The sequence below is a fragment of the Streptoalloteichus hindustanus genome (assembly GCF_900129375.1).
GTDB lineage: Bacteria > Actinomycetota > Actinomycetes > Mycobacteriales > Pseudonocardiaceae > Streptoalloteichus > Streptoalloteichus hindustanus.
The window spans coordinates 65,430-87,770 of record NZ_FQVN01000008.1; the positions used below are offsets into that span (position 1 = coordinate 65,430).

At 72.6% G+C, this 22,341-nt stretch carries 20 protein-coding genes; 17 read left to right on the forward strand and 3 right to left on the reverse strand.

The annotated features are described in order from the left end of the window. Positions 1–64: 64 nt before the first annotated feature. The 13 genes from typA to dapC all read left to right on the forward strand — a co-directional run bounded on the left by typA (position 65) and on the right by dapC (position 15,307). A complete protein-coding gene (gene typA, locus BUE43_RS23530; RefSeq protein WP_073487009.1) occupies positions 65–1,996 on the forward strand; it encodes a translational GTPase TypA in 1,932 nt (643 codons plus the stop codon). A gap of 574 nt (positions 1,997–2,570) precedes the next feature. Further along, complete coding sequence (locus BUE43_RS23535) at positions 2,571–4,289, forward strand: ABC transporter family substrate-binding protein (RefSeq protein ID WP_234995876.1); 1,719 nt, start codon at positions 2,571–2,573, stop codon at positions 4,287–4,289. Between the two features lie 265 nt (positions 4,290–4,554). Then, on the forward strand, positions 4,555–6,345 hold the full coding sequence (locus BUE43_RS23540) for an ABC transporter family substrate-binding protein (RefSeq protein WP_073487426.1): 1,791 nt from the start codon (positions 4,555–4,557) through the stop codon (positions 6,343–6,345). Between the two features lie 245 nt (positions 6,346–6,590). Next, complete coding sequence (locus BUE43_RS23545) at positions 6,591–7,589, forward strand: ABC transporter permease (protein ID WP_073487011.1); 999 nt, start codon at positions 6,591–6,593, stop codon at positions 7,587–7,589. Further along, on the forward strand, positions 7,582–8,529 hold the full coding sequence (locus BUE43_RS23550) for an ABC transporter permease (protein WP_234995877.1): 948 nt from the start codon (positions 7,582–7,584) through the stop codon (positions 8,527–8,529). The genes BUE43_RS23545 and BUE43_RS23550 overlap by 8 nt, the downstream gene beginning before the upstream one ends. Then, on the forward strand, positions 8,529–9,668 hold the full coding sequence (locus tag BUE43_RS23555) for an ABC transporter ATP-binding protein (RefSeq protein WP_073487428.1): 1,140 nt from the start codon (positions 8,529–8,531) through the stop codon (positions 9,666–9,668). Before BUE43_RS23550 ends, BUE43_RS23555 begins: the two co-directional genes overlap by 1 nt. Positions 9,669–9,736: 68 nt before the next feature. Continuing rightward, entirely contained in the window at positions 9,737–10,717 is a 981-nt protein-coding gene (locus tag BUE43_RS23560; RefSeq protein WP_234995897.1) for an ABC transporter ATP-binding protein, read from the forward strand. A 143-nt stretch (positions 10,718–10,860) separates the two neighbouring features. Further along, positions 10,861–11,742, forward strand: coding sequence for an N-acetyl-1-D-myo-inositol-2-amino-2-deoxy-alpha-D-glucopyranoside deacetylase (gene mshB / locus BUE43_RS23565; RefSeq protein ID WP_073487431.1), 882 nt, complete (start codon positions 10,861–10,863; stop codon positions 11,740–11,742). Further along, a complete protein-coding gene (locus BUE43_RS23570) occupies positions 11,739–12,272 on the forward strand; it encodes a hypothetical protein (RefSeq protein WP_073487018.1) in 534 nt (177 codons plus the stop codon). The genes mshB and BUE43_RS23570 overlap by 4 nt, the downstream gene beginning before the upstream one ends. After that, positions 12,265–13,128, forward strand: a complete 864-nt coding sequence (locus BUE43_RS23575; RefSeq protein WP_073487021.1) for a hypothetical protein — start codon at positions 12,265–12,267, stop codon at positions 13,126–13,128. Before BUE43_RS23570 ends, BUE43_RS23575 begins: the two co-directional genes overlap by 8 nt. Positions 13,129–13,195: 67 nt before the next feature. After that, the gene (locus tag BUE43_RS34350; RefSeq protein WP_159447781.1) at positions 13,196–13,345 is read left to right on the forward strand and encodes a hypothetical protein; all 150 of its coding nucleotides are present in this window, start codon (positions 13,196–13,198) and stop codon (positions 13,343–13,345) included. Between the two features lie 544 nt (positions 13,346–13,889). Continuing rightward, positions 13,890–14,219 carry a ferredoxin gene (fdxA, locus tag BUE43_RS34785; RefSeq protein ID WP_073487025.1) on the forward strand — a complete coding sequence of 110 codons (330 nt, stop codon included), beginning with the start codon at positions 13,890–13,892 and terminating at the stop codon, positions 14,217–14,219. Continuing rightward, complete coding sequence (dapC, locus tag BUE43_RS23590; RefSeq protein ID WP_073487027.1) at positions 14,216–15,307, forward strand: succinyldiaminopimelate transaminase; 1,092 nt, start codon at positions 14,216–14,218, stop codon at positions 15,305–15,307. The genes fdxA and dapC overlap by 4 nt, the downstream gene beginning before the upstream one ends. A 263-nt stretch (positions 15,308–15,570) precedes the next feature. Here the strand turns inward: dapC and BUE43_RS23595 are convergent, their stop codons facing one another. After that, entirely contained in the window at positions 15,571–16,530 is a 960-nt protein-coding gene (locus BUE43_RS23595; protein ID WP_073487030.1) for a CHAD domain-containing protein, read from the reverse strand. 100 nt (positions 16,531–16,630) lie between these two features. Continuing rightward, positions 16,631–17,629 (reverse strand): 2,3,4,5-tetrahydropyridine-2,6-dicarboxylate N-succinyltransferase, encoded by a 999-nt coding sequence (gene dapD, locus BUE43_RS23600; RefSeq protein ID WP_073487032.1) that lies wholly within the window; start codon positions 17,627–17,629, stop codon positions 16,631–16,633. Between the two features lie 65 nt (positions 17,630–17,694). On the opposite strand from dapD, the gene dapE reads away from it, so the two are divergent. After that, positions 17,695–18,768 (forward strand): succinyl-diaminopimelate desuccinylase, encoded by a 1,074-nt coding sequence (gene dapE, locus BUE43_RS23605; RefSeq protein ID WP_073487434.1) that lies wholly within the window; start codon positions 17,695–17,697, stop codon positions 18,766–18,768. A gap of 109 nt (positions 18,769–18,877) precedes the next feature. On the opposite strand, the gene wrbA is transcribed toward dapE, so the two are convergent. Next, the gene (gene wrbA / locus BUE43_RS23610; protein WP_073487035.1) at positions 18,878–19,507 is read right to left on the reverse strand and encodes an NAD(P)H:quinone oxidoreductase; all 630 of its coding nucleotides are present in this window, start codon (positions 19,505–19,507) and stop codon (positions 18,878–18,880) included. Positions 19,508–19,633: 126 nt separating this feature from the next. Here wrbA and BUE43_RS23615 point away from each other — a divergent pair, with 126 nt between their 5' ends. The 3 genes from BUE43_RS23615 to BUE43_RS23625 all read left to right on the forward strand — a co-directional run bounded on the left by BUE43_RS23615 (position 19,634) and on the right by BUE43_RS23625 (position 22,311). Beyond that, complete coding sequence (locus BUE43_RS23615; RefSeq protein WP_073487037.1) at positions 19,634–20,425, forward strand: LOG family protein; 792 nt, start codon at positions 19,634–19,636, stop codon at positions 20,423–20,425. 103 nt (positions 20,426–20,528) lie between these two features. Beyond that, positions 20,529–21,122, forward strand: coding sequence for an LOG family protein (locus BUE43_RS23620; RefSeq protein WP_073487039.1), 594 nt, complete (start codon positions 20,529–20,531; stop codon positions 21,120–21,122). 190 nt (positions 21,123–21,312) lie between these two features. Continuing rightward, positions 21,313–22,311, forward strand: a complete 999-nt coding sequence (locus BUE43_RS23625; RefSeq protein ID WP_234995878.1) for a hypothetical protein — start codon at positions 21,313–21,315, stop codon at positions 22,309–22,311. Positions 22,312–22,341: the final 30 nt, after the last annotated feature.

Here is a 22,341-nt window from a genome sequence, read left to right on the forward strand (position 1 = left end):
GGCCTCCCCCGTTCACCGGACCCCGTCCTGACGACCCAGTCCTGACCCACACGGGAGCACGCGCGTGCCTACCAGCACCGAAGCCCGCACCGCCGCCCTGCCCGCGACCAGGGACGACCTGCGCAACATCGCCATCGTCGCGCACGTCGACCACGGCAAGACGACCCTCGTCGACGCCATGCTGCGGCAGTCGGGCGCCTTCTCCGAGCGGGCCGAGCCGGTCGACCGGGTGCTCGACTCCGGCGACCTCGAGCGGGAGAAGGGCATCACGATCCTGGCCAAGAACACGGCGGTGCAGCGGCACACGCCGGACGGGGTCGTCACGATCAACGTGGTGGACACCCCCGGCCACGCCGACTTCGGCGGCGAGGTCGAGCGCGGCCTGTCCATGGTCGACGGCGTCGTCCTGCTCGTCGACGCCAGCGAGGGCCCGCTGCCGCAGACCCGGTTCGTGCTGCGCAAGACGCTGGCCGCCGGCCTGCCCGTCGTGCTCGTGGTCAACAAGGTCGACCGCCCCGACGCCCGGATCGCCGAGGTCGTCGAGGAGACCCACGACCTGCTGCTCGACCTGGCCACCGAGGTCGGCGCGGACGACTCCGTGCTGGACCTGCCGGTGGTCTACGCCTCGGCGCGCGCCGGCCGGGCGTCGCTGACCCAGCCCGCCGACGGCGGGCTGCCGGACAGCGAGAACCTCGACCCGCTGTTCGAGGTCCTGCTCGGGCACGTGCCCGGCCCCTCGGCCGACCCGGACGGCCCGCTGCAGGCGCTGGTGACCAACCTCGACTCCTCGACCTTCCTCGGCCGGATCGCGCTGTGCCGCATCCACGCCGGCCGGCTGCGCAAGGGCCAGACCGTGGCCTGGTGCCGCGCCGACGGCGACGGCAACACCGTGGTCGAGCGGGTGCGCATCTCCGAGCTGCTGGTGACCGAGGCGCTGGAGCGGGTGCCGGCGGAGGAGGCCGCCGCCGGTGAGCTGGTGGCCATCGCCGGCATCCCGGACATCACCATCGGCGACACCCTCGCCGACCCGGAGAACCCGACCCCGCTGCCGCGGATCACGGTCGACGAGCCGGCGATCTCGATGACGATCGGCGTGAACAACTCGCCGCTGGCCGGGCGCGGCGGCGGCACCAAGCTGACCGCCCGCCTGGTCAAGAACCGGCTGGACGCGGAGCTGGTCGGCAACGTCAGCGTGCGCGTGCTGCCCACCGAGCGGCCGGACGCCTGGGAGGTGCAGGGCCGGGGCGAGCTGGCGCTGGCCATCCTGGTCGAGACCATGCGCCGTGAGGGCTTCGAGCTGACCGTCGGCAAGCCGCAGGTGGTCACCCGGACGATTGACGGCAAGCTGCACGAGCCGTTCGAGAAGCTCACCGTCGACGTGCCCGAGGAGCACCTCGGCGCGGTGACCCAGCTCCTGGCCAACCGCAAGGGCCGGATGGAGACCATGGGCGGCCACGGCACCGGGCGCATCCGCCTGGAGTTCGTCGTGCCGTCGCGGGGCCTGATCGGCTTCCGCACCGAGTTCCTCACCGAGACCCGCGGCACCGGCATCGCGCACCACGTGTTCGACGGCTACCAGCCCTGGGTCGGGGAGCTGCGCACGCGGCACAACGGCTCGCTGGTCGCCGACCGCTCCGGCGCCGTCACCTCCTACGCGATGCTCCAGCTCGCCGACCGCGGCACGTTCTTCGTCGAGCCGGGCGCGGACGTGTACGAGGGCATGGTCGTCGGCGAGAACCCGAGGGCCGAGGACCTCGACGTCAACGTGTGCCGGGAGAAGAAGCTGACGAACATGCGCTCCTCCACCGGCGACGAGCTGGAGCGCCTGGCCCGTCCGCGCACGCTCAGCCTGGAGGAGGCGCTGGAGTTCTGCGCCGCCGACGAGTGCGTCGAGGTCGCGCCGAGCGTGGTGCGGGTGCGCAAGGTCGTGCTGGAGGCCAACAACCGCAAGCGCGAGCAGGCCAGGGCCAAGGCCCGCGACCGCGGCCAGGGCTGAGCCTGCGCCGGTTCCACCCTCGTCGGTTTCGCGCGGCGACGCCCCGGACCTGCCCGGTCCGGGGCGTCCCCGTCCGCGAGCCGGTCGCGCGGAGGGCGCCCGCGCCCGAGCCCCCGTGCGGGACACCGCCCGGCCGTTCATGCTGGGCGCACCACCCCGTTCGCGCCGCGCTCACCTGGGCCGCCGCCGAGTGCCTGCCGGTGTTCCGCTCCGCGAGGCCAGGCGAGGCGAGGTCGGGATCGGGTTCGGGGTCGGCGGCGTCCGCCCCCGACGGCGACGCGCTGTCGCCGAGTGCGCCCGATCTCACCGGTTCGGATGACGGAACCCGGGTGAGGGTGGCCACGTCCATCACCGGGCGGTGCGTGTGGTCGTCGTGAGATCACCGTCCCGGTGGGTGGTGGTCACGGGGAGTCTGGCAACCTCGTTGCCGGGCGCCCCCGCCGGCGACGGACCGGCCAGCGTCACCCCAGTCGAGGCGCGCCGCCGACGGGCTCCCCGTCGGCGCGGCGAGGATCCAGGGAGGTCTGTCCGCGTGGGCCCGTCCGCCCAGCCAGAACGGCGCCGAGAGAGGCGCGTGACGCCGCGGGTACGCCGGCTGCCGCTGGTGGCGGTGGCCGGACTGGCCGCCGTGACCCTGGCCGTCGGGACGGGGTGCAGCAACACCCCGCCGCCACCGCTGGTGACCTCCCCGGTGGCCCAGACGTCGCCGTCCAAGTCCCCCGAGGTCAACGAGCTCGTGCTCGGCGTGGACGCGGTCGGCTCCGGCGGGCTCAACCCGCACGCGCTGGCCGACCAGAACCGGACCGCCACCGTGCTGGCCCAGCTCATGCTGCCCTCGGCGTTCCGGCCGGGCCCCGACGGTGTCCCCCAGCTCGACCGCACCCTGATGACCTCGGCCGAGGTCACCCGCAGCGAGCCGTTCACGGTGACCTACACCCTGCGGCACGAGGCGTCCTGGTCCGACGGCGCGCCGATCGCGGCCGAGGACTTCGTCTACCTGTACGAGCGGATGCGCTCGGAGCCCGGGGTGGCCGACCCCGCCGGCTACCGGCTCATCAACAAGGTCAACTCCCGGGGGGGCGGCAAGACCGTCGAGGTCGTGTTCACCAAGCCCTACCCGGGCTGGCGGTCGTTGTTCAGCAACCTGCTGCCCGCGCACCTGCTCAAGGACGCGCCGGGCGGCTGGGCCAGGGCGCTGGCCGACAGCTACCCGACCTCCGGTGGCCCGTTCAGCCTGAACTCGCTGGACCGCGGGCGCGGCGAGATCGTGCTGGAGCGCAACGACCGCTACTGGGACCGGCCGGCCGCGCTGGAGCGCATCGTGCTGCGCGCCGCCGACCACGGCGGCCTGGCCCGCGCGGTCGACAGCGGCGACGACCAGGCCGCGCTGCTGCGCGCCGACGCCATCTCGATGAACACGATGCGCGCCCTGACCGGCGTGCGCCTGGGCGTCGTGCCGAGAGCGACCGTGGCGCAGGTGCTGCTGCGCCCGAGCAGCCCCCGGCTGGCAGACGCCAAGGTGCGGGCCGCGGTGGCGGCGGCGCTGGACCGGCCGGCGCTGATCGCGGCCGGGACCGGCGGCGGACCCGGCGCCGACCTCGTGGCCAACGCCCAGGTGCTGCCGCCCTCCGCGCCGGCGTACGCGGCCACCGCGCCGGCCGCCGGGGTGCCCGTGCGACCCGACCCCGAGGCGGTGCGGCGGCTGCTGACCGAGGCCGGCTACACCAGGACCGCCGGCACCTGGATCCGGGACAACCAGCCGCTGAGCCTGGTCATCGCCGCCCCGGAGAAGCAGGAGCCGTACCCGGCGCTGGCGGCGCTGGCGCAGCGGCAGCTCGCGGCGGCCGGCATCGAGGCCAGGGTCATCGCGGTGGACCCGGACCGGCTGTTCGGCCAGCTCCTCGCCGGGGACGCCGGCAGCGGCGCCGACCAGGTCGTGGACATCGCCCTCGTGCCCCGCCCGGTGGGCGGGGACGGCGCGACCGCGCTCGCCTCGGCCTTCGGCTGCCGGGTCGAGCTGCCCGGCGGCTCCCAGCAGTCGCCGCCGAACCCGGCCGGCTTCTGCGACCCGGCGCTCCAGCCCGTCATCGAGGCGGCGCTGACCGGGGCGACCCCGCTCGCCGACGCGCTGGGCAGGGTGGAGCCGGTGCTGTGGCAGCAGTCGGTGGCGATCCCGTTGTTCCAGCTCACCGACGTGCTCGTAACCCGGCCGGAGGCGGTCAACGTGGCGGAGGGCCCGCCGCTGGCGACGCCGTTCGCCAACGCCGCGCAGTGGCGGCGCAAGCCCCGCTGACCCGGTCGGCCGGGGCCCCGGCCGGCGTTCGCTCACCCGTTCGACAATCGAACGTGTCCGTTCGGTAGTCACCGCGTCGCTCGTTGCTATGAATGGGTCACCCTTTGGTCACGATCCCCCATCGACCAGTGACCTGCCGCATCGGCGCTTCCTACCGTGCAGCCACGGCGCACCGGTCGAGGAAGCATGGTGCGTCAACTGTGTTTACGGGTGAGAGGGCGCCGGCTCCGGCAGCCCATGCCCCGTGCTAGGAGGGCACGTGTCGATGAGGAGAACGAAGTTCGTCTCCGCGGTCGCTCTGGTGTCGGGCGCAGCCCTGGCACTGAGCGCCTGCGGCGGCGGTGGTGGCAGCGGTACCGGTGGCGACGCCGACGTGGCCGCCATGGCGGTGGCGAAGGGTGAGAACGAGAAGGAGCTCACCTACACCTCGCCGGATGGGTTGTCCTCTGCGGGCACGATCTCAGTGTCGACGGACAAGCCGTTCACGTCCTACAACAACGAGACGGCTGACGCGAACAACTCGTACAACACGTTCATCCTGACCCCGGTGCTGGCGGCCACCTACAAGGTCGACGGCAACCAGAAGGTCATCCTCAACAAGGACGTCGTCGAGTCGGTCGAGGTCGCCACCAACCCGCAGAAGGTGACCTACAAGCTCAAGAAGGGCCTGACCTGGTCCGACGGCGCGCCCTGGGGCTGCAAGGACTTCTACCTCACCTGGCTGAGCCGCAGCGGCAAGTCGAAGAAGGCGGACGGCAGCAGCTACTTCCTGCCCGCCTCGACCAGCGGCTACGAGAAGATCGCCGAGCTGGCCTGCCCGGACCCGCAGACGGTCGTCACCACCTACGCCGAGAACTACCCGGACTACAAGGGCCTGTTCGGCGGCGGTGACACCGGTCCGCTGCCCGCGCACATCGTCGAGAAGCAGGCCGGCATCCCCGACCTGCTGAAGGTCACCCCGACCGACGCCGCGTCCCTGGAGAAGATCGCCACCTTCTGGAACACCGGGTGGAAGGGCTTCACCAAGGACCTCATGCCGGCCTCCGGCCCGTACATGATCACGGACTGGAAGCAGAACCAGTCGATCACGCTGGAGCGCAACCCGAAGTGGCCCGGCCCCAAGGGCGGCCCGGACAAGATCGTCGTCAAGTCGGTCCCGGACTCGGTGGCGCAGGCGCAGGCGCTGGAGAACGGCGAGAACCAGATCCTGGCCTCGATGCAGCCCGACGCCAACGCGGCCGACCGGCTGCGCAACCTGAACTCGCAGGGCGTGAAGTACGGCTCGGAGCAGGGCCTGACCTTCGAGCACCTGGACCTGAACTTCCGGAACCCGCTGCTGTCCGACAAGGAGGTCCGCAAGGCCTTCTTCATGGCGGTCAACCGCAAGGACATCACGGACAAGCTGGTCGGCCCGGTCGTCAAGGACGCCAAGCCGATGGGCAGCCTGATCTTCTACCCGGGTGAGGACGGCTACCAGGACCACTACTCGGACAAGTCCAAGGGCAGCGCGGACGAGGCCAAGAAGATCCTGGAGGCCGCCGGCTGGAAGCTGGGTGGCGACGGCGTCTACGCCAAGGACGGCCAGCGGCTGAGCCTCAAGGTCAGCCACACCGACATCCCGCGGCGCAAGAAGACCGTCGAGATCCTGATGGGCCAGGCCAAGGCCGCGGGCATCGAGGTCAAGGACGACACCGACCCGAACTTCCTCGACGGCCGCGTGGACAAGGGCGACTACGACATCGCCCTGTTCGCCTGGTCCGGCGCCCCGTTCAAGGCGGACAAGAAGCCGATCTACCACTCGGCCGGCACGCAGAACTGGCAGAAGGTCGTCAGCCCCGCCGCCGACGCCGCCCTCGACAAGGCCGTGACGCAGACCGACCCGGCCGCCGCCATCCCGCTGTACAAGGAGGCGGACAAGGCGCTGTCCGAGGAGTACGCGTCGCTGCCGCTGTTCCAGACGCCGAACATGTGGGCCTTCAAGGGCGTCGACCGCGTGTGGCACCAGAGCTACTTCGGTGCCCTGTGGAACGCCAACGAGTGGCAGAAGACGTCGTAGTCGACCCGGCCACCCGGTAGCTCGCGGGGACACCCGCACCGGGTTGCCGCGGGGGACGGCCCCTCCCGACGCCCGGACGTCCGGGCGGGGGAGGCCGCCGACCTGATGCCGCCGGAGGGGGCCGGACCCGCGGGGTCCGGCCCCCTCCCGCCGATGGTGGCCCGTCGATCCGGGCGTACCGTCGGCGTGGCAGGGGGACCCCGCGCCGGCCCCAGCGAGGCACCGGGCCCATCGAGGAGTTCGTCGTGATCCGCTACATCATCCGCCGCCTGCTGATCTCCATACCGATCCTGCTCGTCGGCACGTTCCTGTCCTTCGTCCTCGTGGCCTCGCTGGGCGACCCGCTCTCCGAGCTGCGCGCCAAGCCGGGCGTCACCGAGGCCGACGTCCAGGCGCTGGCCCAGTCCCTCGGCGTGGACAAGCCGATCCTCGTCCGCTACTGGGACTGGCTGACTAGCTTCGTCCAGGGCGACTGGGGCACCAGCGTCGCCCTCGGCCAGGCCAGGGCCGACGTCTACACCGTCGTGACCGACGCGCTGTGGGTCACCGCCCAGCTCGTGATCTTCGCCCAGCTGCTCGCGCTGGTGCTCGGCGTCGCGGTCGGCGTGCTGGCCGCCGTGCGCCAGTACTCGATCTTCGACTACACCGCGACGAGCCTGGCCTTCCTGGCCTTCTCGATGCCGGTGTTCTGCGTCGCGATCATCCTCAAGAGCTACGGCATCCAGTTCAACAACCTGTTGACCTCGATGGGCGCCGACCGCTGGCTCACCACCGCCGGCCCGCCCACCGGCGGTTTCTCCGGCGGCTTCGGCGAAGTGATCTTCAAGTACTCCGGCACCTTCCTGCTGCCGACGCTGAGCCTCATGTTGATCAGCTTCGCGGCCTACAGCCGGTTCCAGCGGGCCTCCATGCTGGAGACCCTGCACTCCGACTACGTCCGCACCGCTCGGGCCAAGGGCCTGTCCCAGGGCCGGGTCATCTTCCGGCACGCCTTCCGCAACGCGCTGATCCCGGTGGTCACCCTCGCCGCGCTCAACGTCGGCCAGGTGTTCACCGGCGCGATCATGACCGAGCAGGTGTTCGGCTGGAACGGCATGGGCTCCGTGCTGGTCTCCGCCGTCCGTCAGTACGACCCGAACATGCTGATGGGCTGGCTGGTCGTGGTGGCCATCTCGGTTGTGGTCTTCAACCTGGTGGCCGATGTCCTGTACGCCTACCTCGACCCGAGGATCCGCCTTGGCTGACGTGACCACTCCCACCACGCCCGGGCCTCGTCCCGCCTCCGCCACGGCGGCCGGGAGGGCCGGATCGGGCCACGAGTTCGACAGCGCCAAGACCCGCACCCAGGGTCAGATCGTGCTGCGCCGGTTCCTGCGCCACCGGCTGGCGATGACCAGCTTCGCCGTGCTGGTGCTGCTCGTGCTGTTCGCCTTCGCCGGGCCGCTGTTCTGGAGCTTCAGCTACGAGGACAGCAGCAGCGGGTCCTACCTCGCGCCGAGCGGTGCCCACCCGCTGGGCACCACCGAGGTCGGCAAGGACATGCTGGCGCTGCTCATGCGCGGCACCCAGTACTCCATCGAGATCGCGCTCGTCGTGTCGCTGCTGGCCACCGCCATGGGCGTGGTGCTCGGCGCGCTCGCCGGCTACCTGCGCGGGTTCGTCGACGCCACCGTCATGCGGCTGGTCGACCTGCTGCTGATCCTGCCCTACATCGCGGTCGCCGCGATCATCATCCGGACCGTGTCCGGCAGCTGGTACATGGTGGCCCTGGTGCTCGCCCTGTTCCACTGGATGCAGATCGCCCGGATCACCCGCGCCGAGACGCTGTCGCTGGCCCAGCGGGAGTTCGTCGAGGCGGCGCGGGCGTGCGGCGCCGGCACCTGGCGGATCATCTTCAAGCACCTGGTGCCGAACATGATCGGCAGCATCACCGTGAACGCCACGCTCACCGTCGCCACCGCGGTGCTGGCCGAGGCCGGCCTGTCGTTCATCGGCCTGGGCGTGCAGCTGCCCGACACCTCGCTCGGTGTGATCGTGTCCGAGAACTACCCGCAGGTCGTGCAGCGGCCCTGGCTGTTCTGGGGGCCGTTCCTGGTGATCGTGCTGATCTCGTTGACGATCAACTTCATCGGCGACGGCCTGCGGGACGCGTTCGACCCGAGGCAGACGAAGGTGCGTGCGTGATGGCCGAGGCAACCGAGAAGATGCTGACCGTCGAGGACCTCTCGGTCACGTTCCCGACCGACGACGGCAACGTGCGCGCGGTGCGCGGGGTCACGTTCTCCCTGGCGCCGGGCGAGGTGCTCGGCATCGTGGGCGAGTCCGGCTCCGGCAAGTCCGTGTCGTCCATGGCGATCATGGGCCTGCTGCCGAAGTCGGCGAAGGTCACCGGGTCCATCAAGTTCCGGGGCGAGGAGCTGGTCGGCCGCACCTACAAGCAGATGCGGCCGGTCAGGGGCAACAAGATCGCCATGATCTTCCAGGACCCGATGACCTCGCTGAACCCGGTCTACACCGTGGGCTGGCAGCTCGCCGAGGCGTACCGGGCGCACCACGACGTCTCCAAGAAGGCGGCCAAGGCCAAGGCGGTCGAGGCGCTGGAGCTGGTCGGCATCCCGCAGCCGGACCGGCGGGCCGACCAGTACCCGCACGAGTTCTCCGGCGGCATGCGGCAGCGGGTGGTGATCGCGATGTCGATCATCAACGACCCGGAGCTGATCATCGCCGACGAGCCGACCACCGCGCTGGACGTCACGGTGCAGGCGCAGATCCTGGAGACGCTGCTGCGGATCAGGGACGAGACGAGCGCCGCGATCATGATGATCACCCACGACCTGGGCGTCGTGGCCGGCATGGTGGACCGCGTGCAGGTGATGTACGGCGGCACCGTCGTGGAGTCCGGCGGGGTCGAGGAGGTCTTCGAGGGGCCGCGGATGCCCTACACCGTGGGTCTGCTCGGCTCGATCCCCAACCCGGCCCTGCTCGGCAAGCGGCTGACCCCGATCAAGGGCACGCCGCCGTCGCTGGTCAACCTGCCGACCGGCTGCGCGTTCTCGCCGCGCTGCCCGCTGGCGATCGACGTCTGCCACGAGTCCGAGCCGGCGCTGGCCGAGGTCGGGGCGTCGCGGCACCTCGCGCGGTGCCACCGCTCCGAGCACCTGGCCACGATCGAGCGGCCGCAGGAGCTCTTCGCCATCGACGAGATCGGCGTCGTGGAGAACCCGGCGGCGCTGACCGAGGCCGACCCCGACGCCATGCCCGTCGTCGAGACCGTCGCCGACGTCGAGGCCCGGCTGCACGAGGAGGAGGGCTCGACCCCGTGAGCACCCCGACCGACACCACCACCACGAGCGCCGCCCGCCCGGCCGGTTCCGACCGGGGCGCTGGCCCGCTGTTGCAAGTCCGGAACCTCGTCAAGAGCTTCCCGGTGCGCGGCGGCGGGATCATCCCGCGCACCGTGGGCCAGGTGCAGGCCGTGTCCGACCTCAGCTTCGACCTGGACACCGGCGAGACCCTGGGCCTGGTCGGCGAGTCCGGCTGCGGCAAGTCCACGACCGGCAGGGCGATCCTGCAGCTGCACAAGCCGACCTCGGGCTCGGTGCGGTTCGCCGGGCGGGAGCTGACCGAGCTCAGCACCAAGCAGCTCAGGAGCGTCCGCCGCGACCTGCAGATCGTGTTCCAGGACCCGTACGCGTCGCTGAACCCGCGCTGGCAGGTCAACGACATCATCTCCGAGCCGCTGCGCATCCACGGCGTGGGCAGCGGCGCGGAGATCCAGCGGAAGGTCAACGAGCTGATGGAGCTCGTCGGCCTCAACCCGGAGCACCGCAACCGGTACGCGCACGAGTTCTCCGGCGGTCAGCGGCAGCGCATCGGCATCGCCCGCGCGCTGGCGCTGGAGCCGAAGCTCATCGTGCTCGACGAGCCGGTCTCCGCGCTGGACGTCTCGGTGCAGGCCGGCGTGGTGAACCTGCTGGAGGAGCTGCAGGAGCGGCTCGGCCTGGCCTACCTGTTCGTGGCGCACGACCTGTCGGTGGTGCGGCACATCTCCGACCGGGTGGCCGTGATGTACCTGGGCAAGATCGTGGAGATCGGGCCGAGGGACGACATCTACCTGCGGCCGACCCACCCCTACACCCAGGCGCTGCTGTCCGCGGTGCCCGAGCCGGACCCGAAGCGGGAGCGGCAGCGGCAGCGCATCGTCCTCACCGGCGACGTGCCCAGCCCGGTCAACCCGCCCTCGGGCTGCCGGTTCCGGACGCGGTGCTGGAAGGCGCAGGACATCTGCGCCACGGAGGAGCCGAAGCTGGAGCTGCGCGCCGGCGGCACGCTCTCGGCCTGCCACTTCGCGGAGGTTCGCGAGGTCCTGTAGGGACCACGTGGCGTAGTCGCGACCGCCCCGTCAACGCCCCCTGGCGCCCGTGCGCCAGGGGGCGTTGCGACAAAAGAATGATCTTGTGTGCGCGGCGTGCGAGCGGACACCCCGCCCACACCGGGGTGCTCTACTCTGATCCGGTGACACTGACCGCCCCGCCCCGGCTGCTGCTGGTGCACGCTCACCCCGACGACGAGACCCTCACCACCGGTGGGACCATCGCCCGGTACGCCGCCCACGGAGTGCACGTCACCGTCGTGACGTGCACGCTCGGTGAGGAGGGTGAGGTCATCCCGGAGGGGCTCCAGGGGCTGGCCGTGGACCACGCCGACCAGCTCGGCGGGTACCGCGTCGGCGAGCTGCGCTCCGCCTGCGCCGCGCTGGGCGTGGCCGACCACCGTTTCCTCGGCGGGATGGGCCGCTGGCGCGACTCCGGCATGGCCGGCGTCGACGCCAACAAGCACCCCAGGGCCCTCGTGGCCGGCGACCCCGAGGAGCAGGTCGCCTCGCTGGAGGCCGTCGTGCGCGAGGTCCGCCCGCAGGTCGTGGTGACCTACGGCCCCGACGGCGGCTACGGCCACCCCGACCACGTCCGCGCGCACGAGATCACCGCCGAGGCGGTGCGCCGGGTGGGCGGCGTCGACCGGTTCTTCCACACCGTCGCCAGCCGGGCCGCGACCAACACCGGGGTGGGCGCGCTCCGCGACGTGCCGGGCCTGCCCTACCGGCTGCCGGAGCCCGACGAGCTGCCCGTCGTCGACGACGGGGTGATCACCACCGCGGTGGACGTCTCCGGCCACCTGCCGGCGAAGCTCAGCGCGCTGCGCGCCCACGCCACCCAGGTGAGCGTGTGGCAGGACGGCTCGGGCGTCGCCTCGTACGCCCTGTCCAACGGCATCGCCCAGCCCGTGCTCGGCCACGAGTACTACGTGTTGGCCGACGGCGACCCGACCGGCGTCGAGCAGGACCTGTTCGGCGGGCTCTTCGGCGGCCGGGAGGCCGACGCCCAGGGGGCGCGGTGAGGGGACGGGACCGCCTCCTGCTGGCCGTGCTGGTCGCCGACGCGATCGTGCTGGCCGGCCTGGAGCTGCTGTTCCTCCCCCTGCGCGTGGCGGACCTCGTCCCGTCCGGAGCGCCGGGCTGGCTGCCGGCCTCGGTGGTGAGCTGGCCGCTGCCGGTCAGCGCCGTCGTGGCGTTGCTGACGACGCCCTGGCTGGTGCGCACCGCGGCGTCGCTGCGCCCCTCGCTCGGGGTGGCGGGACTGCCGCTGCTGGGGTGGGTGCTGGCCGTCGCCGTGATCGGCTTCGCCGGCCCAGGCGGCGACGTCGTCGTGGTGAACGACTGGCGCACGCTGCTGATGTTCGCCGGCGGCGCCCTGCCCGCCGCCGTGGCGCTGGGCGGCCAGCTCGGCCGCCCCGTGCCCGCACGACCGTCGGGCGGCGCTTCGCCGACTCCGTCGCCGTCGCCGGGGAACGCCGGCGGGACCGGGAGCAAGGGGAACACCGGGAGCACGGGGAACACCGGGAGGGCGGCGAAGAAGGACCGTGGCTGAGCCGATCAGTGACCGGCACGTGGTGGCGGTGCTGCGCCCGTTCGTGCGGGCGACGGTCCCGCTGCTCGACGCGATGCGCGACGCCGACCTGTTCGGGTTGCGGAGCCGGACGCCGGACCGCGACACCGAGAGCGTCGACCGCACGCTGCGCGACAAGCTGCTCGACGGGCTCGCGTCGATGAACGTGCCCGGCACGGCGGCGTGGGCGGCGATGGACGTCGAACACCGCTCGGAGTGGTGGGTGAATCGCGTCGGACGGGTGACGGCCCTGCTCGCGGCCGTCCCGGGGCTGGGCGGCGCGCTGGCGCAACGGCTGCCGGTCCAGGACGCGATGGGCGTGGCAGGGCAGGGCCTGGTGCTGTGCGCCATCGGCGGCGAGCACGGGTTGTCGGTCGCCGACCGGGTCCGGCTGCTGGCCACCGTGTTGTTCGACCGGGACGTCAGCCCCGAGCTCGCCGAGGGACCGCGCCGCCGGCGGACGACGGTGGAGGTGGAGGAGCCCGAGCCGGCCGGGGAGCCCGAGCCGATCGGCGAGCCCGGCCCCGCCGAGTCGGCGGCGGCCGAGGAGGAGCAGCGCACCGCCGAGCTGACCGAGGACCTCACCGAGTCCCGGCGGAAGTTCGGGAAGGTGACGTTCAGGGCGGTGGGCCGCACCGTGTGGAAGCTGGGCCGCGCGCTGTGGTCGCTCGGCGACGAGCTGGGCAAACGCCCGCAGGGCCGCTTCTACCACCAGGCGGTCGGCATGGTGCCCGTGATCGGCGTGGTCGGCAACTACCTCGGCGAGCGCTCCGCCCTCCGCCGCGCGGCCAAGCGCGGCGCCGCCTGGATCCGCAAGAACGCGCCCACTCCGAGCTGACGCGGCGACGAACCAGCAGACGCACGCCGCTGTCACCGGGTCCGCCTGCTCCGGGCAGACTGGCACGGTGAGTGACCTCGGTCAGCCCGATCTGGAGATGCGGCTCGCGGTCTTCGAGGAACGCGTCGAACAACTCGCCCGGCGCCTGCACGACACGAGGGGTGAGGCGGCTGCGGCACATCGCCTCGCCACTGATGCCGAGCACGACGCCTCGTAGCACAAGAGTCTCCAACAGAGCATGATCCGTGTCGTCAACGCTCTCCGCGGCGACACGGACGACTTCCGCGGAGATCGACGCCAAGGTCGCTGCCGTGGATGCCAGGGTTGCCGCCGTGGACGCGAAGCTCGACGAGGTGAACGGGACCCTGGCGACGGTGCGCGCCGGGCAGGAGGCGATCCTGGAGCTCCTGCGGCGCAGGTCCGGTGACTGACACCGACGCCGACTGCCCGAGCCCCGCCGCGCCCTCGCGGACCCACCGCGAAGCCTCCGTCCGGGCCTTCGCGATCCTCCGCGCGGCGCTCCCGGGAAGGACCTCGCGCGGTGGTGACCGGCGGTCACCACGGCCGCGTCCGGTGACCTGTTTGCGCCTGTCGCGAGGGGTTGGCTGGTCATGCTGTCCAGTCACTGTCGGGTGAGTACCGTGATTCCCGTGAAGTGGGACACCGCTTACTGATCTCGATGCGGCAGAGGGGATACTGTCGCCAGCCACGGCAGCCGGTGCTGCCCGTGGTCGGAGCGGATGAGGAGCAGGAGACCTGCCGTGACCTACGTGATCGCCGAGCCCTGCGTCGACGTGCTCGACAAGGCGTGTATCGAGGAATGCCCCGTGGACTGCATCTACGAGGGCGACCGGATGCTCTACATCCACCCCGACGAGTGCGTCGACTGCGGCGCGTGCGAGCCGGTCTGCCCGGTCGAGGCCATCTTCTACGAGGACGACGTGCCCGACGAGTGGCGCGAGTACACCAAGGCCAACGCCGACTTCTTCGACGAGATCGGCTCGCCGGGCGGCGCCTCCAAGGTGGGCAAGATCAAGGCGGACGCCCCGTTCGTGGCCCAGCAGCCCAAGCGGGACGCCGAGCACTCGTGACCCCGCCCGCGCCGCGGCTCCCGGAGTTCCCCTGGGACACCCTGGCCGACCAGGCCGCGCGGGCCAGGCGGCACGAGGGTGGTCTGGTCGACCTGTCCGTGGGGACCCCGGTCGACCCGGTGCCCGCCGTCGTCCGGGAGGCCCTGGCGTCGGTCGCCGACCAGCCGGGCTACCCGGCGACGCACGGCACGCCCGCCCTGCGGGAGGCCACCGTCGCCGCCCTGGCCCGGCGCTTCGGCGTGACCGGGCTGGCCGCCGACGCCGTGCTGCCCACGATCGGCTCGAAGGAGCTGGTCGCCTGGCTGCCGACGCTGCTCGGGGTGCGCCCCGGCCAGGTCGTGGCCATCCCGGAGCTGGCCTACCCGACCTACGAGGTCGGCGCCCGGCTGGTCGGCGCCGAGGTGGTGCGGCTGGCCGTCGGCGAGGCCCCGCCCGAGGGCACCGCGCTGGTCTGGCTGAACTCGCCGTCCAACCCCACCGGCCGGGTGCTGTCCCGGGACGCCCTGGTCGCCGCGGTCGAGGCCGCCCGGCGGGTGGGCGCGGTGGTCGCCTCCGACGAGTGCTACCTGTCGCTGGGCTGGGAGGTCGAGCCGGTCTCGGTGCTGCACCCGTCGGTCTCCGGCGGGCGGCTGGACGGCCTGCTCGCGGTCCACTCGCTGTCGAAGTCGTCCAACCTCGCCGGCTACCGGGCCGGGTTCGTCACCGGCGACCCGTCCCTGGTCGCCGGGCTGCTGCACGTGCGCAAGCACGCCGGCATGATCGTGCCGCGGCCGGTGCAGGCGGCGATGACCGCCGCCCTGGCCGACGACGAGCACGTGGCCGCCCAGAAGGCCCTCTACGCCGCGCGCCGCGACCGGCTCCGGCCGGCGCTGGAGGCGGCGGGCTTCAAGGTGGACCACTCCGAGGCCGGCCTCTACCTGTGGACGACCCGGGGTGAGGACGCCTGGGAGACGGTGGGCTGGTTCGCCGAGCGCGGCATCCTGGTCGCTCCCGGCACCTTCTACGGCCCTGGCGGCGGCCAGCACGTCCGCGTCGCGCTGACCGCGTCGGACGAGCGCGTCGCGGCGGCCGTCGAACGCCTGCGCTGACCGGCCCGCCCACGGGCCCGGCCCCACCGCCGGGTCCCGTGGGCGCGGCGCTCGTGGCCCGCCGGCGGATACCCGTTCTGACGGAACCGGGAAAGAAGGCCCGACGCGCGCCGCCCAGTCCCCGCGGCCCTCGGCTGACACAGTCTCTTGCCCTCACCAGGGCTTAGTAATGGGGGAACCCCCATCTCAAACATCTCACGGGGGTCTGACAGAAACGGGCGTGCGGCAGTCACTCGGTCGGGTGGGAGGGCCGAGACTGGGCGTCAGATCTCGTGGGCGCGGTGTTCGACCTCGGCCCAGGCGTCGGGCCAGCGGGCGCGGCTGGCCTCCTGCCGTCGCCGTTCGCGTTCCACCAGGCGGCCGGCCACGAACGCGACCTCGGGCGCGGCCGGCTCCAGACTCTTCAGCAGCGACCGCACCCGTTGCTCGGCGACGCAGGCGTCCTGGTGCTCGCCGAGCACCTCCTGCATCGTCCGCAGCGCGCGGAGCAGCGGTCGGGCGCGTTTGCCCAGCGCCGGCGCGGTCAGCTCCACCGTGTAGCGCAGCCGTTTGCCGTGCACCCGGAGGTCGTGCAGCTCCTGGTCAGGAGGTTGAGGTCCGGCGCGACGCACCCGGCCGCGCAGCGAGCGGTACTCGGAACGCACGAGCGCGTTGGGGTCCAGTGCCTGCCCGGAGCCGGAGCCGGAGCCGGGGACGGGTTCGGTCGCGGCGTCGGTGAGTCGCTGGAGCAGGTCGTGGTACCGCTCCTCGGCCAGCACCGTGAGCAGACGTCCGCGCGCCTCCTCGTGTTCGCCGACCAGCCCGTCGAGCAGGCGTTCGACGGCCGTCCGCTCCTCCGCGGGAAAGTCGGCGGCCTCGGCCCGGAGGTGGTCCAGGAGGACGTCGAGGTCGCGGACCGGCCCGAGCGCGTGTCCCAGCCACCCCAGTTCCCCGCGCAGACTGTCCGCCCATTCCTTGTCGAGCGCGCTCCTGGCGCTCCGCAGCACGGCCCGCATCCGGCGCACCGCCACCCGCATCTGGTGCAGGTCCTCCGGGTCCGCACCCGACCGGGTGCCCGGGTCGTGGGCGACGACCGCGCGCAGGCCCTGGTCCAACGCCACGCGGACGTGCTCGGTGACCGCCGCGCGCCGGCCGGCGGCCGGGGGAGTCGCGGGCAGCCCGAGCATCTCCGCCGAGATCGTCACCCGGCGGCGCGTGGGGTGGGGAGCGGTCGCCCGGACCATGACCCCACGGTAGAACCCGGAACGGCACTGGGAACCCGCCGACAGAGCGAAGACGGCCGCCTCCCCGCGCGGGGAAGCGGCCGTCCTCTGGTCAGGGGGCTCAGTCGTTGGCGTGCAGGGCGGCGTTGAGCTCGATGCCGGTGCCCTCGCGGGTCACGACCTCGACCGCGCCGGTGGTGGAGTTGCGGCGGAACAGCAGGCCGGACTGGCCGGACAGCTCGCGGGCCTTGACCAGGCGGCCGTCTGGCAGCGTGACCTTGGTGCCGGTGGTGACGTAGAGGCCGGCCTCGACCACGCAGTCGTCGCCGAGGGAGATCCCGATGCCGGCGTTGGCGCCGAGCAGGCAGCGCTCGCCGATGGAGATGATCTCCTTGCCGCCGCCGGACAGCGTGCCCATGATCGACGCGCCGCCGCCGACGTCGGAGCCGTCGCCGACCACCACGCCGGCCGAGATGCGGCCCTCCACCATGGACGCGCCCAGCGTGCCCGCGTTGAAGTTGACGAAGCCCTCGTGCATGACCGTGGTGCCCGATGCCAGGTGCGCGCCCAGCCGGACGCGGTCGGCGTCGGCGATCCGCACGCCGCTGGGCAGCACGTAGTCCGTCATGCGGGGGAACTTGTCCACGCCGTAGACGGCCACGACGCCGCGGGCGCGCAGCCGCAGCCGGGTGGCCTCGAAGCCCTCGACCCGGCACGGGCCGTGGTTGGTCCACACCACGTTGGCCAACAGCCCGAAGATGCCGTCCAGGCTGCAGCCGTGCGGCGGGAGGTGGCGGCCAGAGATGAGGTGCAGACGGAGGTAGACGTCGTGCGCGTCGGTGGGGGCGTCGGCCAGCCGGCCGATGCCGACGCGCACCGCGACGACCTCGACGCCGCGGGCGTCGTCCCTGCCGAGCAGCCCGGCCGCGGCCTCGCCCAGGGCGGCCGCGGCCTCCTCGGCGGACAGCTGGGCGGTGCCGGTGCTCTCGGGCGCGCCCAGCTTGGGCGCGGGGAACCAGGTGTCGAGCACGGTGCCGTCGTCGGCGACGGTGGCCAGGCCGACGCCGTGCGCGCCGGTCGTGGTCGGGTCCGGGTACTGCGACTGCGCTGCCTCGCTCACGGGGACAACGGTAGTGCCGGCGGTGCCCCTCGCGCGCCAGGGTGGGTAACGTCATCTTCGTGACCATGGCACTGGACCTCGCCGCCGATCCCGTCGAGCTGACCGCCGCCCTGGTGGACGTGCCCAGCGTCTCGGGCAACGAGACAGCGTTGGCCGACGCCGTCGAGCACGCGCTGCGCGCGCAGGCCCGGCACCTGGAGGTCGTGCGGAACGGCAACGCGGTGCTGGCCAGGACGAACCTGGGCCGGGACAGCCGGGTCGTGCTGGCCGGCCACCTCGACACCGTGCCGATCAACCACAACCTCCCGCTGCGGCGCACCGGCGAGGGCGAGGACCTGGTGCTGCACGGCTGCGGCACCGTCGACATGAAGGGCGGCGACGCGGTGATGCTGCACCTCGCCGCCACCGTCACGGAGCCGCGACACGACCTCACCTTCGTCTTCTACGACTGCGAGGAGGTCGAGGCCACGCGCAACGGGCTGGGCCGCATCGAGCGCGAGCTGCCGGAGTGGCTGCGCGGCGACCTCGCCGTGGTGTGCGAGCCGTCGAACGCCGTCGTGGAGGCGGGCTGCCAGGGCTCCATCCGGGTCGAGGTGAGCACGAACGGCCGGCGCGCGCACACGGCGCGCGCGTGGATGGGCGTCAACGCGATCCACGGCGCCGGCGAGGTGTTGCGGCGGCTCGCCGAGTACGAGGCGCGCCAGGTGGACATCGACGGCTGCGTCTACCGCGAGGGCCTGCAGGCGGTGCGGATCGGCGGCGGTGTCGCCAGCAACGTCGTGCCGGACGAGTGCGTGGTGACGGTCAACCACCGCTTCGCCCCGGACCGGTCGCCGGAGCAGGCCGAGGCGCACCTGCGGGAGGTGTTCTCCGGCTTCGACGTCCGGGTGACGGACATGGCCGGCGGCGCCCTGCCCGGCCTGGCGCACCCGGTGGCCGAGGAGTTCGCGGCGGCGGCCGGGGGGAAGCCGGTGGCGAAGCTGGGGTGGACGGACGTGGCCCGGTTCGCCGCGCTGGGCATGCCGGCCGTGAACTTCGGTCCGGGCGACCCCTCCCTGGCGCACACGCGGGAGGAGAACGTCCCCGCCGCCCACATCCGCCGCTGCGCGGAGGTCCTGGCGCGCTTCGTGAGCGCCTGACCGCCGAGCCGCCTCTGACGCGCGAAACCCGTGCGGCGCCGGGGAAATGTCCTCCCCGACCGCACGGGTTCCGCGTGGTGTGGCGTTGTTGTCGATCCGGGCGATCCGGTCAGCCCTCGACGACGGCGTCGCGGCCGGCCCTGAGCTGCGCGGCCACCCGGGCGACCCGGCGGCCGGTGTAGCGGGCGGACTCGCGGGTCTCCTCGGAGATCGGGTTCGCGCCCTGCGCGTCGTGGTGCGACGGCCCGTAGGGCGTGCCGGTGGCGAACTGCACCGGGTCGGTGTAGCCCGGGGCCACCAGGATGCCGCCGAAGTGGTGCACCGAGTTGTAGAGCGCGAGCAGGGTCGACTCGCGGCCGCCGTGCGGGGTCGCCGTGGACACGAAGCCCGAGTAGACCTTGTCGGCGAGCTTGCCCTGGGCCCACAGGCCGCCCAGCGTGTCGAGGAACTGCTTGAGCTGGCTGGCCACGTTGCCGAACCGGGTCGGGGTGCCGAACACGACGGCGTCGGCCCACTCGAGGTCGGCCGGGGTGGCCACCGGCAGGTCCCGGACGCTGTCGTGGTGCTGCTGCCACGCGGGGTTGCTGGCGATCGCCTCGGCCGGGGCGAGTTCGGCGACGCGCAGCAGGCGGACCTCGGCGCCGGCCTGCTCCGCGCCCTCGGCCACCGCCTGCGCCAGGGCGTGCGTGCTTCCGGTGGAGCTGTAGTAGACGACGGCGACCTTCACCGGCTCACTCATGGTGCGTCTCCAGCTAGTTGAAAGTTCAACTTGTCGCCGTCGATCCTGCCGCCACCGACCACGCGTCGGCAACCTCGTCGGCAGTGGTGACTCTCACGGCGGGGATTCGCCCCTAGGGTGGAACACATGACCGCCGAGGAGCCCAACCGCCCGGACAGCAGCGAGAACCACGAGCGCCCGAAGGAGAAGCACCGCGGTCCGGTCGTGCTCCGCCGGGGTCGGCGGGACGAGCCGACCACCACCGACCAGCGCCTGCTCGACTCCCGCGGCCCCTCCGACTGGGTCCACACCGACCCCTGGCGGGTGCTGCGCATCCAGGCGGAGTTCGTGGAGGGCTTCGGCGCGCTGGCCGAACTGCCCAGGGCGACCACCGTGTTCGGCTCGGCCCGCACCCCGCGCGAGCACCCCGAGTACGCGCTGGGCCGCGAGCTGGGAGCCGCGCTGGCCCGCGCCGGCTTCGCGGTCATCACCGGCGGCGGCCCCGGCACGATGGAAGCGGTCAACCGGGGGTGCTCCGAGGCCGGCGGGCTCTCGGTCGGCCTGGGCATCGAGCTGCCGTTCGAGCAGGGCCTCAACCCGTGGGTCGACCTCGGCGTGAACTTCCGCTACTTCTTCGCCCGCAAGACGATGTTCATCAAGTACGCGCAGTCGTTCATCTGCCTGCCCGGCGGCTTCGGCACCCTGGACGAGCTGTTCGAGGCGCTCACCCTGGTGCAGACCAAGAAGGTCACCAAGTTCCCGGTGATCATGTTCGGCACGGAGTACTGGCGCGGCCTGTACGACTGGATCAGGGGCACGGCGCTCGCCGGCGGCAAGGTCGGCGACCGCGACCTCGCGCTGCTCCACCTCACCGACGACGTGGACGAGGCGGTCGAGCTGGTGCGGGACGCCTACCGCGCCTGGGAGGACACGCACTGACCCCGGCGACCGGGGTCGGTGACCGGCCTCGGGGTCCGGCCGGCGAGCCGGAGCGGCGGCCCGCAGGGGGTCGTGGGGTCGAGGCGGCGCGTAGGGTCGGGGCGTGCGTGTCTGTGTCTTCTGCGGGTCCTCGACGGGACGGGGCGAGCGGTACGTCGCCGCCGCGCGTGAGCTGGGGCGGGTGCTCGCCGAGCGGGGCATCGGCCTGGTCTACGGCGGTGCGAGCGTCGGCACGATGGGCGAGGTGGCCGACGCCGTGCTGGCCGCCGGCGGCGAGGTCGTCGGCGTGATCCCGCACGGGCTGGTCGACCGCGAGTTGTCGCACCAGGGGCTGACCGAGCTGCACGTGGTCGCCGACATGCACGAGCGCAAGGCCATGATGGCCGAGAAGGCCGACGCGTTCATCGCGCTGCCCGGCGGCATCGGCACGCTGGAGGAGCTGTTCGAGGTGTGGACGTGGGCGCACCTCGGCATCCACCGCAAGCCCCTCGCGCTGCTCGACGTGGACGGCTACTACGCGCACCTGCGCAGGTTCGTCGACCACATGGTCGAGGAGGACTTCCTCCGGGAGGCCACCCGGGACATGCTGATCGTCGACGCCGATCCCGTACGGGTGCTGGAGCGGTTCGCCGACTACACGCCGCCCAGGGCCAAGTGGGCCGACCGCGCGGAGTCGCTCGAACCCGACGTGCGCTAGTCGACCCCGCTGGTCCGCCCGCAGCTGGGGTTCCACAATGGACAGTGGGGTGGAGACGGGGTGCGGCTGTCCCCACCCCTAGGGGTGGGGCCGGGGCGAGCCGGGGTTCTCCAGGCGCCACCAGGGTTTCCGGCCGTCGCGGGCAGGAGGGTTGCGGAGTCGATCCGCAGACCTCCTGGGGGAAGCACCAATGGTCCCAACGCCCGTTCGGTCGCGTGCGCCGCTGACGAAGCTCGCGCGGCAGGCGTTCGCCTGGCACCGACCGCTGATGCTGTGCGCCGGTGTCCTGGCTGTTTTCGTTCTGGTCTCCACCGTGGGCCTCCTGGTGGACGATCGCTTCGTCGGCGGCACGCCGGTGTGGATGAAGCCGTTGAAGTTCGGGATCTCGTTCCTGCTCTACGCGGTGACCCTGGCCTGGCTGGCGTCGGTCTGCCGGCGTGGGCGGCGGTTCGCGTGGTGGGTGGGCACCGTGCTCGCGGCGGGCGTGGCGGTCGAGTTCGCGGTCATCACGTTCCAGGCGGCCCGGGGCGTCGCCAGCCACTTCAACGTCGCGACCCCGTTCGACGCCCGGCTCTACAGCATCATGGGCCAGACCGCGATGGTGTTGGCGGTGGCCAACCTGCTGTTCCTGGTTCCGTTGATGTTCAACAGGTTCGCGGACTCGGCCACCCGGTGGTCGGCCCGGCTGGGCCTGCTAGTGGCGTTCGGCGGGATGTTCGAGGCCAGCCTGATGACCCGCCCGCGCGACGAGCAGGTCGCGGCCCTGAAGAGCGGAGTCGGGACTCTCAGTGGCGCGCACAGCGTCGGGGTGGCCGACGGCGGCCCCGGGCTGCCGGGCGTCGGCTGGAGCACGGGTGGGGGAGACCTGAGGATCGGCCACTTCGTCGGCCTGCACGCCATGCAGGTGCTGCCGCTGGTCGCCGTCCTGCTGGGGATGCTGGCCACCCGGTACGCCGTCCTGCGCTCCGAGCGGATTCGACTGGGCCTGACCCTCGTGGCGTCGGCCGGCTACACCGGACTGGGCGTGTTGCTGACGTGGCAGGCGATGCGCGGGCAGCCGCTGCTGCGGCCGGACGGTCTGACCCTGGCGGCGCTGGGCGCCCTGGTTGGCGCGGTGGCCCTGGCCGCCGCCCTGATCCTGGCCGGGGGACGAAGGCGGCGGAGCGCCCTCCAACCCGCCCTCTCCTGAGCCGCCCCTTCCGAACCCGGTGGCCCCGCC

Excerpts from the sequence above, each read along its gene's own strand:
- wrbA (WP_073487035.1), bottom strand. The coding sequence starts at position 19,507 with ATGAGTGAGCCGGTGAAGGTCGCCGTCGTCTACTACAGCTCCACCGGA.
- BUE43_RS23615 (WP_073487037.1), top strand. The coding sequence starts at position 19,634 with ATGACCGCCGAGGAGCCCAACCGCCCGGACAGCAGCGAGAACCACGAG.
- BUE43_RS23555 (WP_073487428.1), top strand. The coding sequence starts at position 8,529 with ATGGCCGAGGCAACCGAGAAGATGCTGACCGTCGAGGACCTCTCGGTC.
- BUE43_RS23595 (WP_073487030.1), bottom strand. The coding sequence starts at position 16,530 with ATGGTCCGGGCGACCGCTCCCCACCCCACGCGCCGCCGGGTGACGATC.
- BUE43_RS23625 (WP_234995878.1), top strand. The coding sequence starts at position 21,313 with ATGGTCCCAACGCCCGTTCGGTCGCGTGCGCCGCTGACGAAGCTCGCG.
- dapE (WP_073487434.1), top strand. The coding sequence starts at position 17,695 with ATGGCACTGGACCTCGCCGCCGATCCCGTCGAGCTGACCGCCGCCCTG.
- BUE43_RS23540 (WP_073487426.1), top strand. The coding sequence starts at position 4,555 with ATGAGGAGAACGAAGTTCGTCTCCGCGGTCGCTCTGGTGTCGGGCGCA.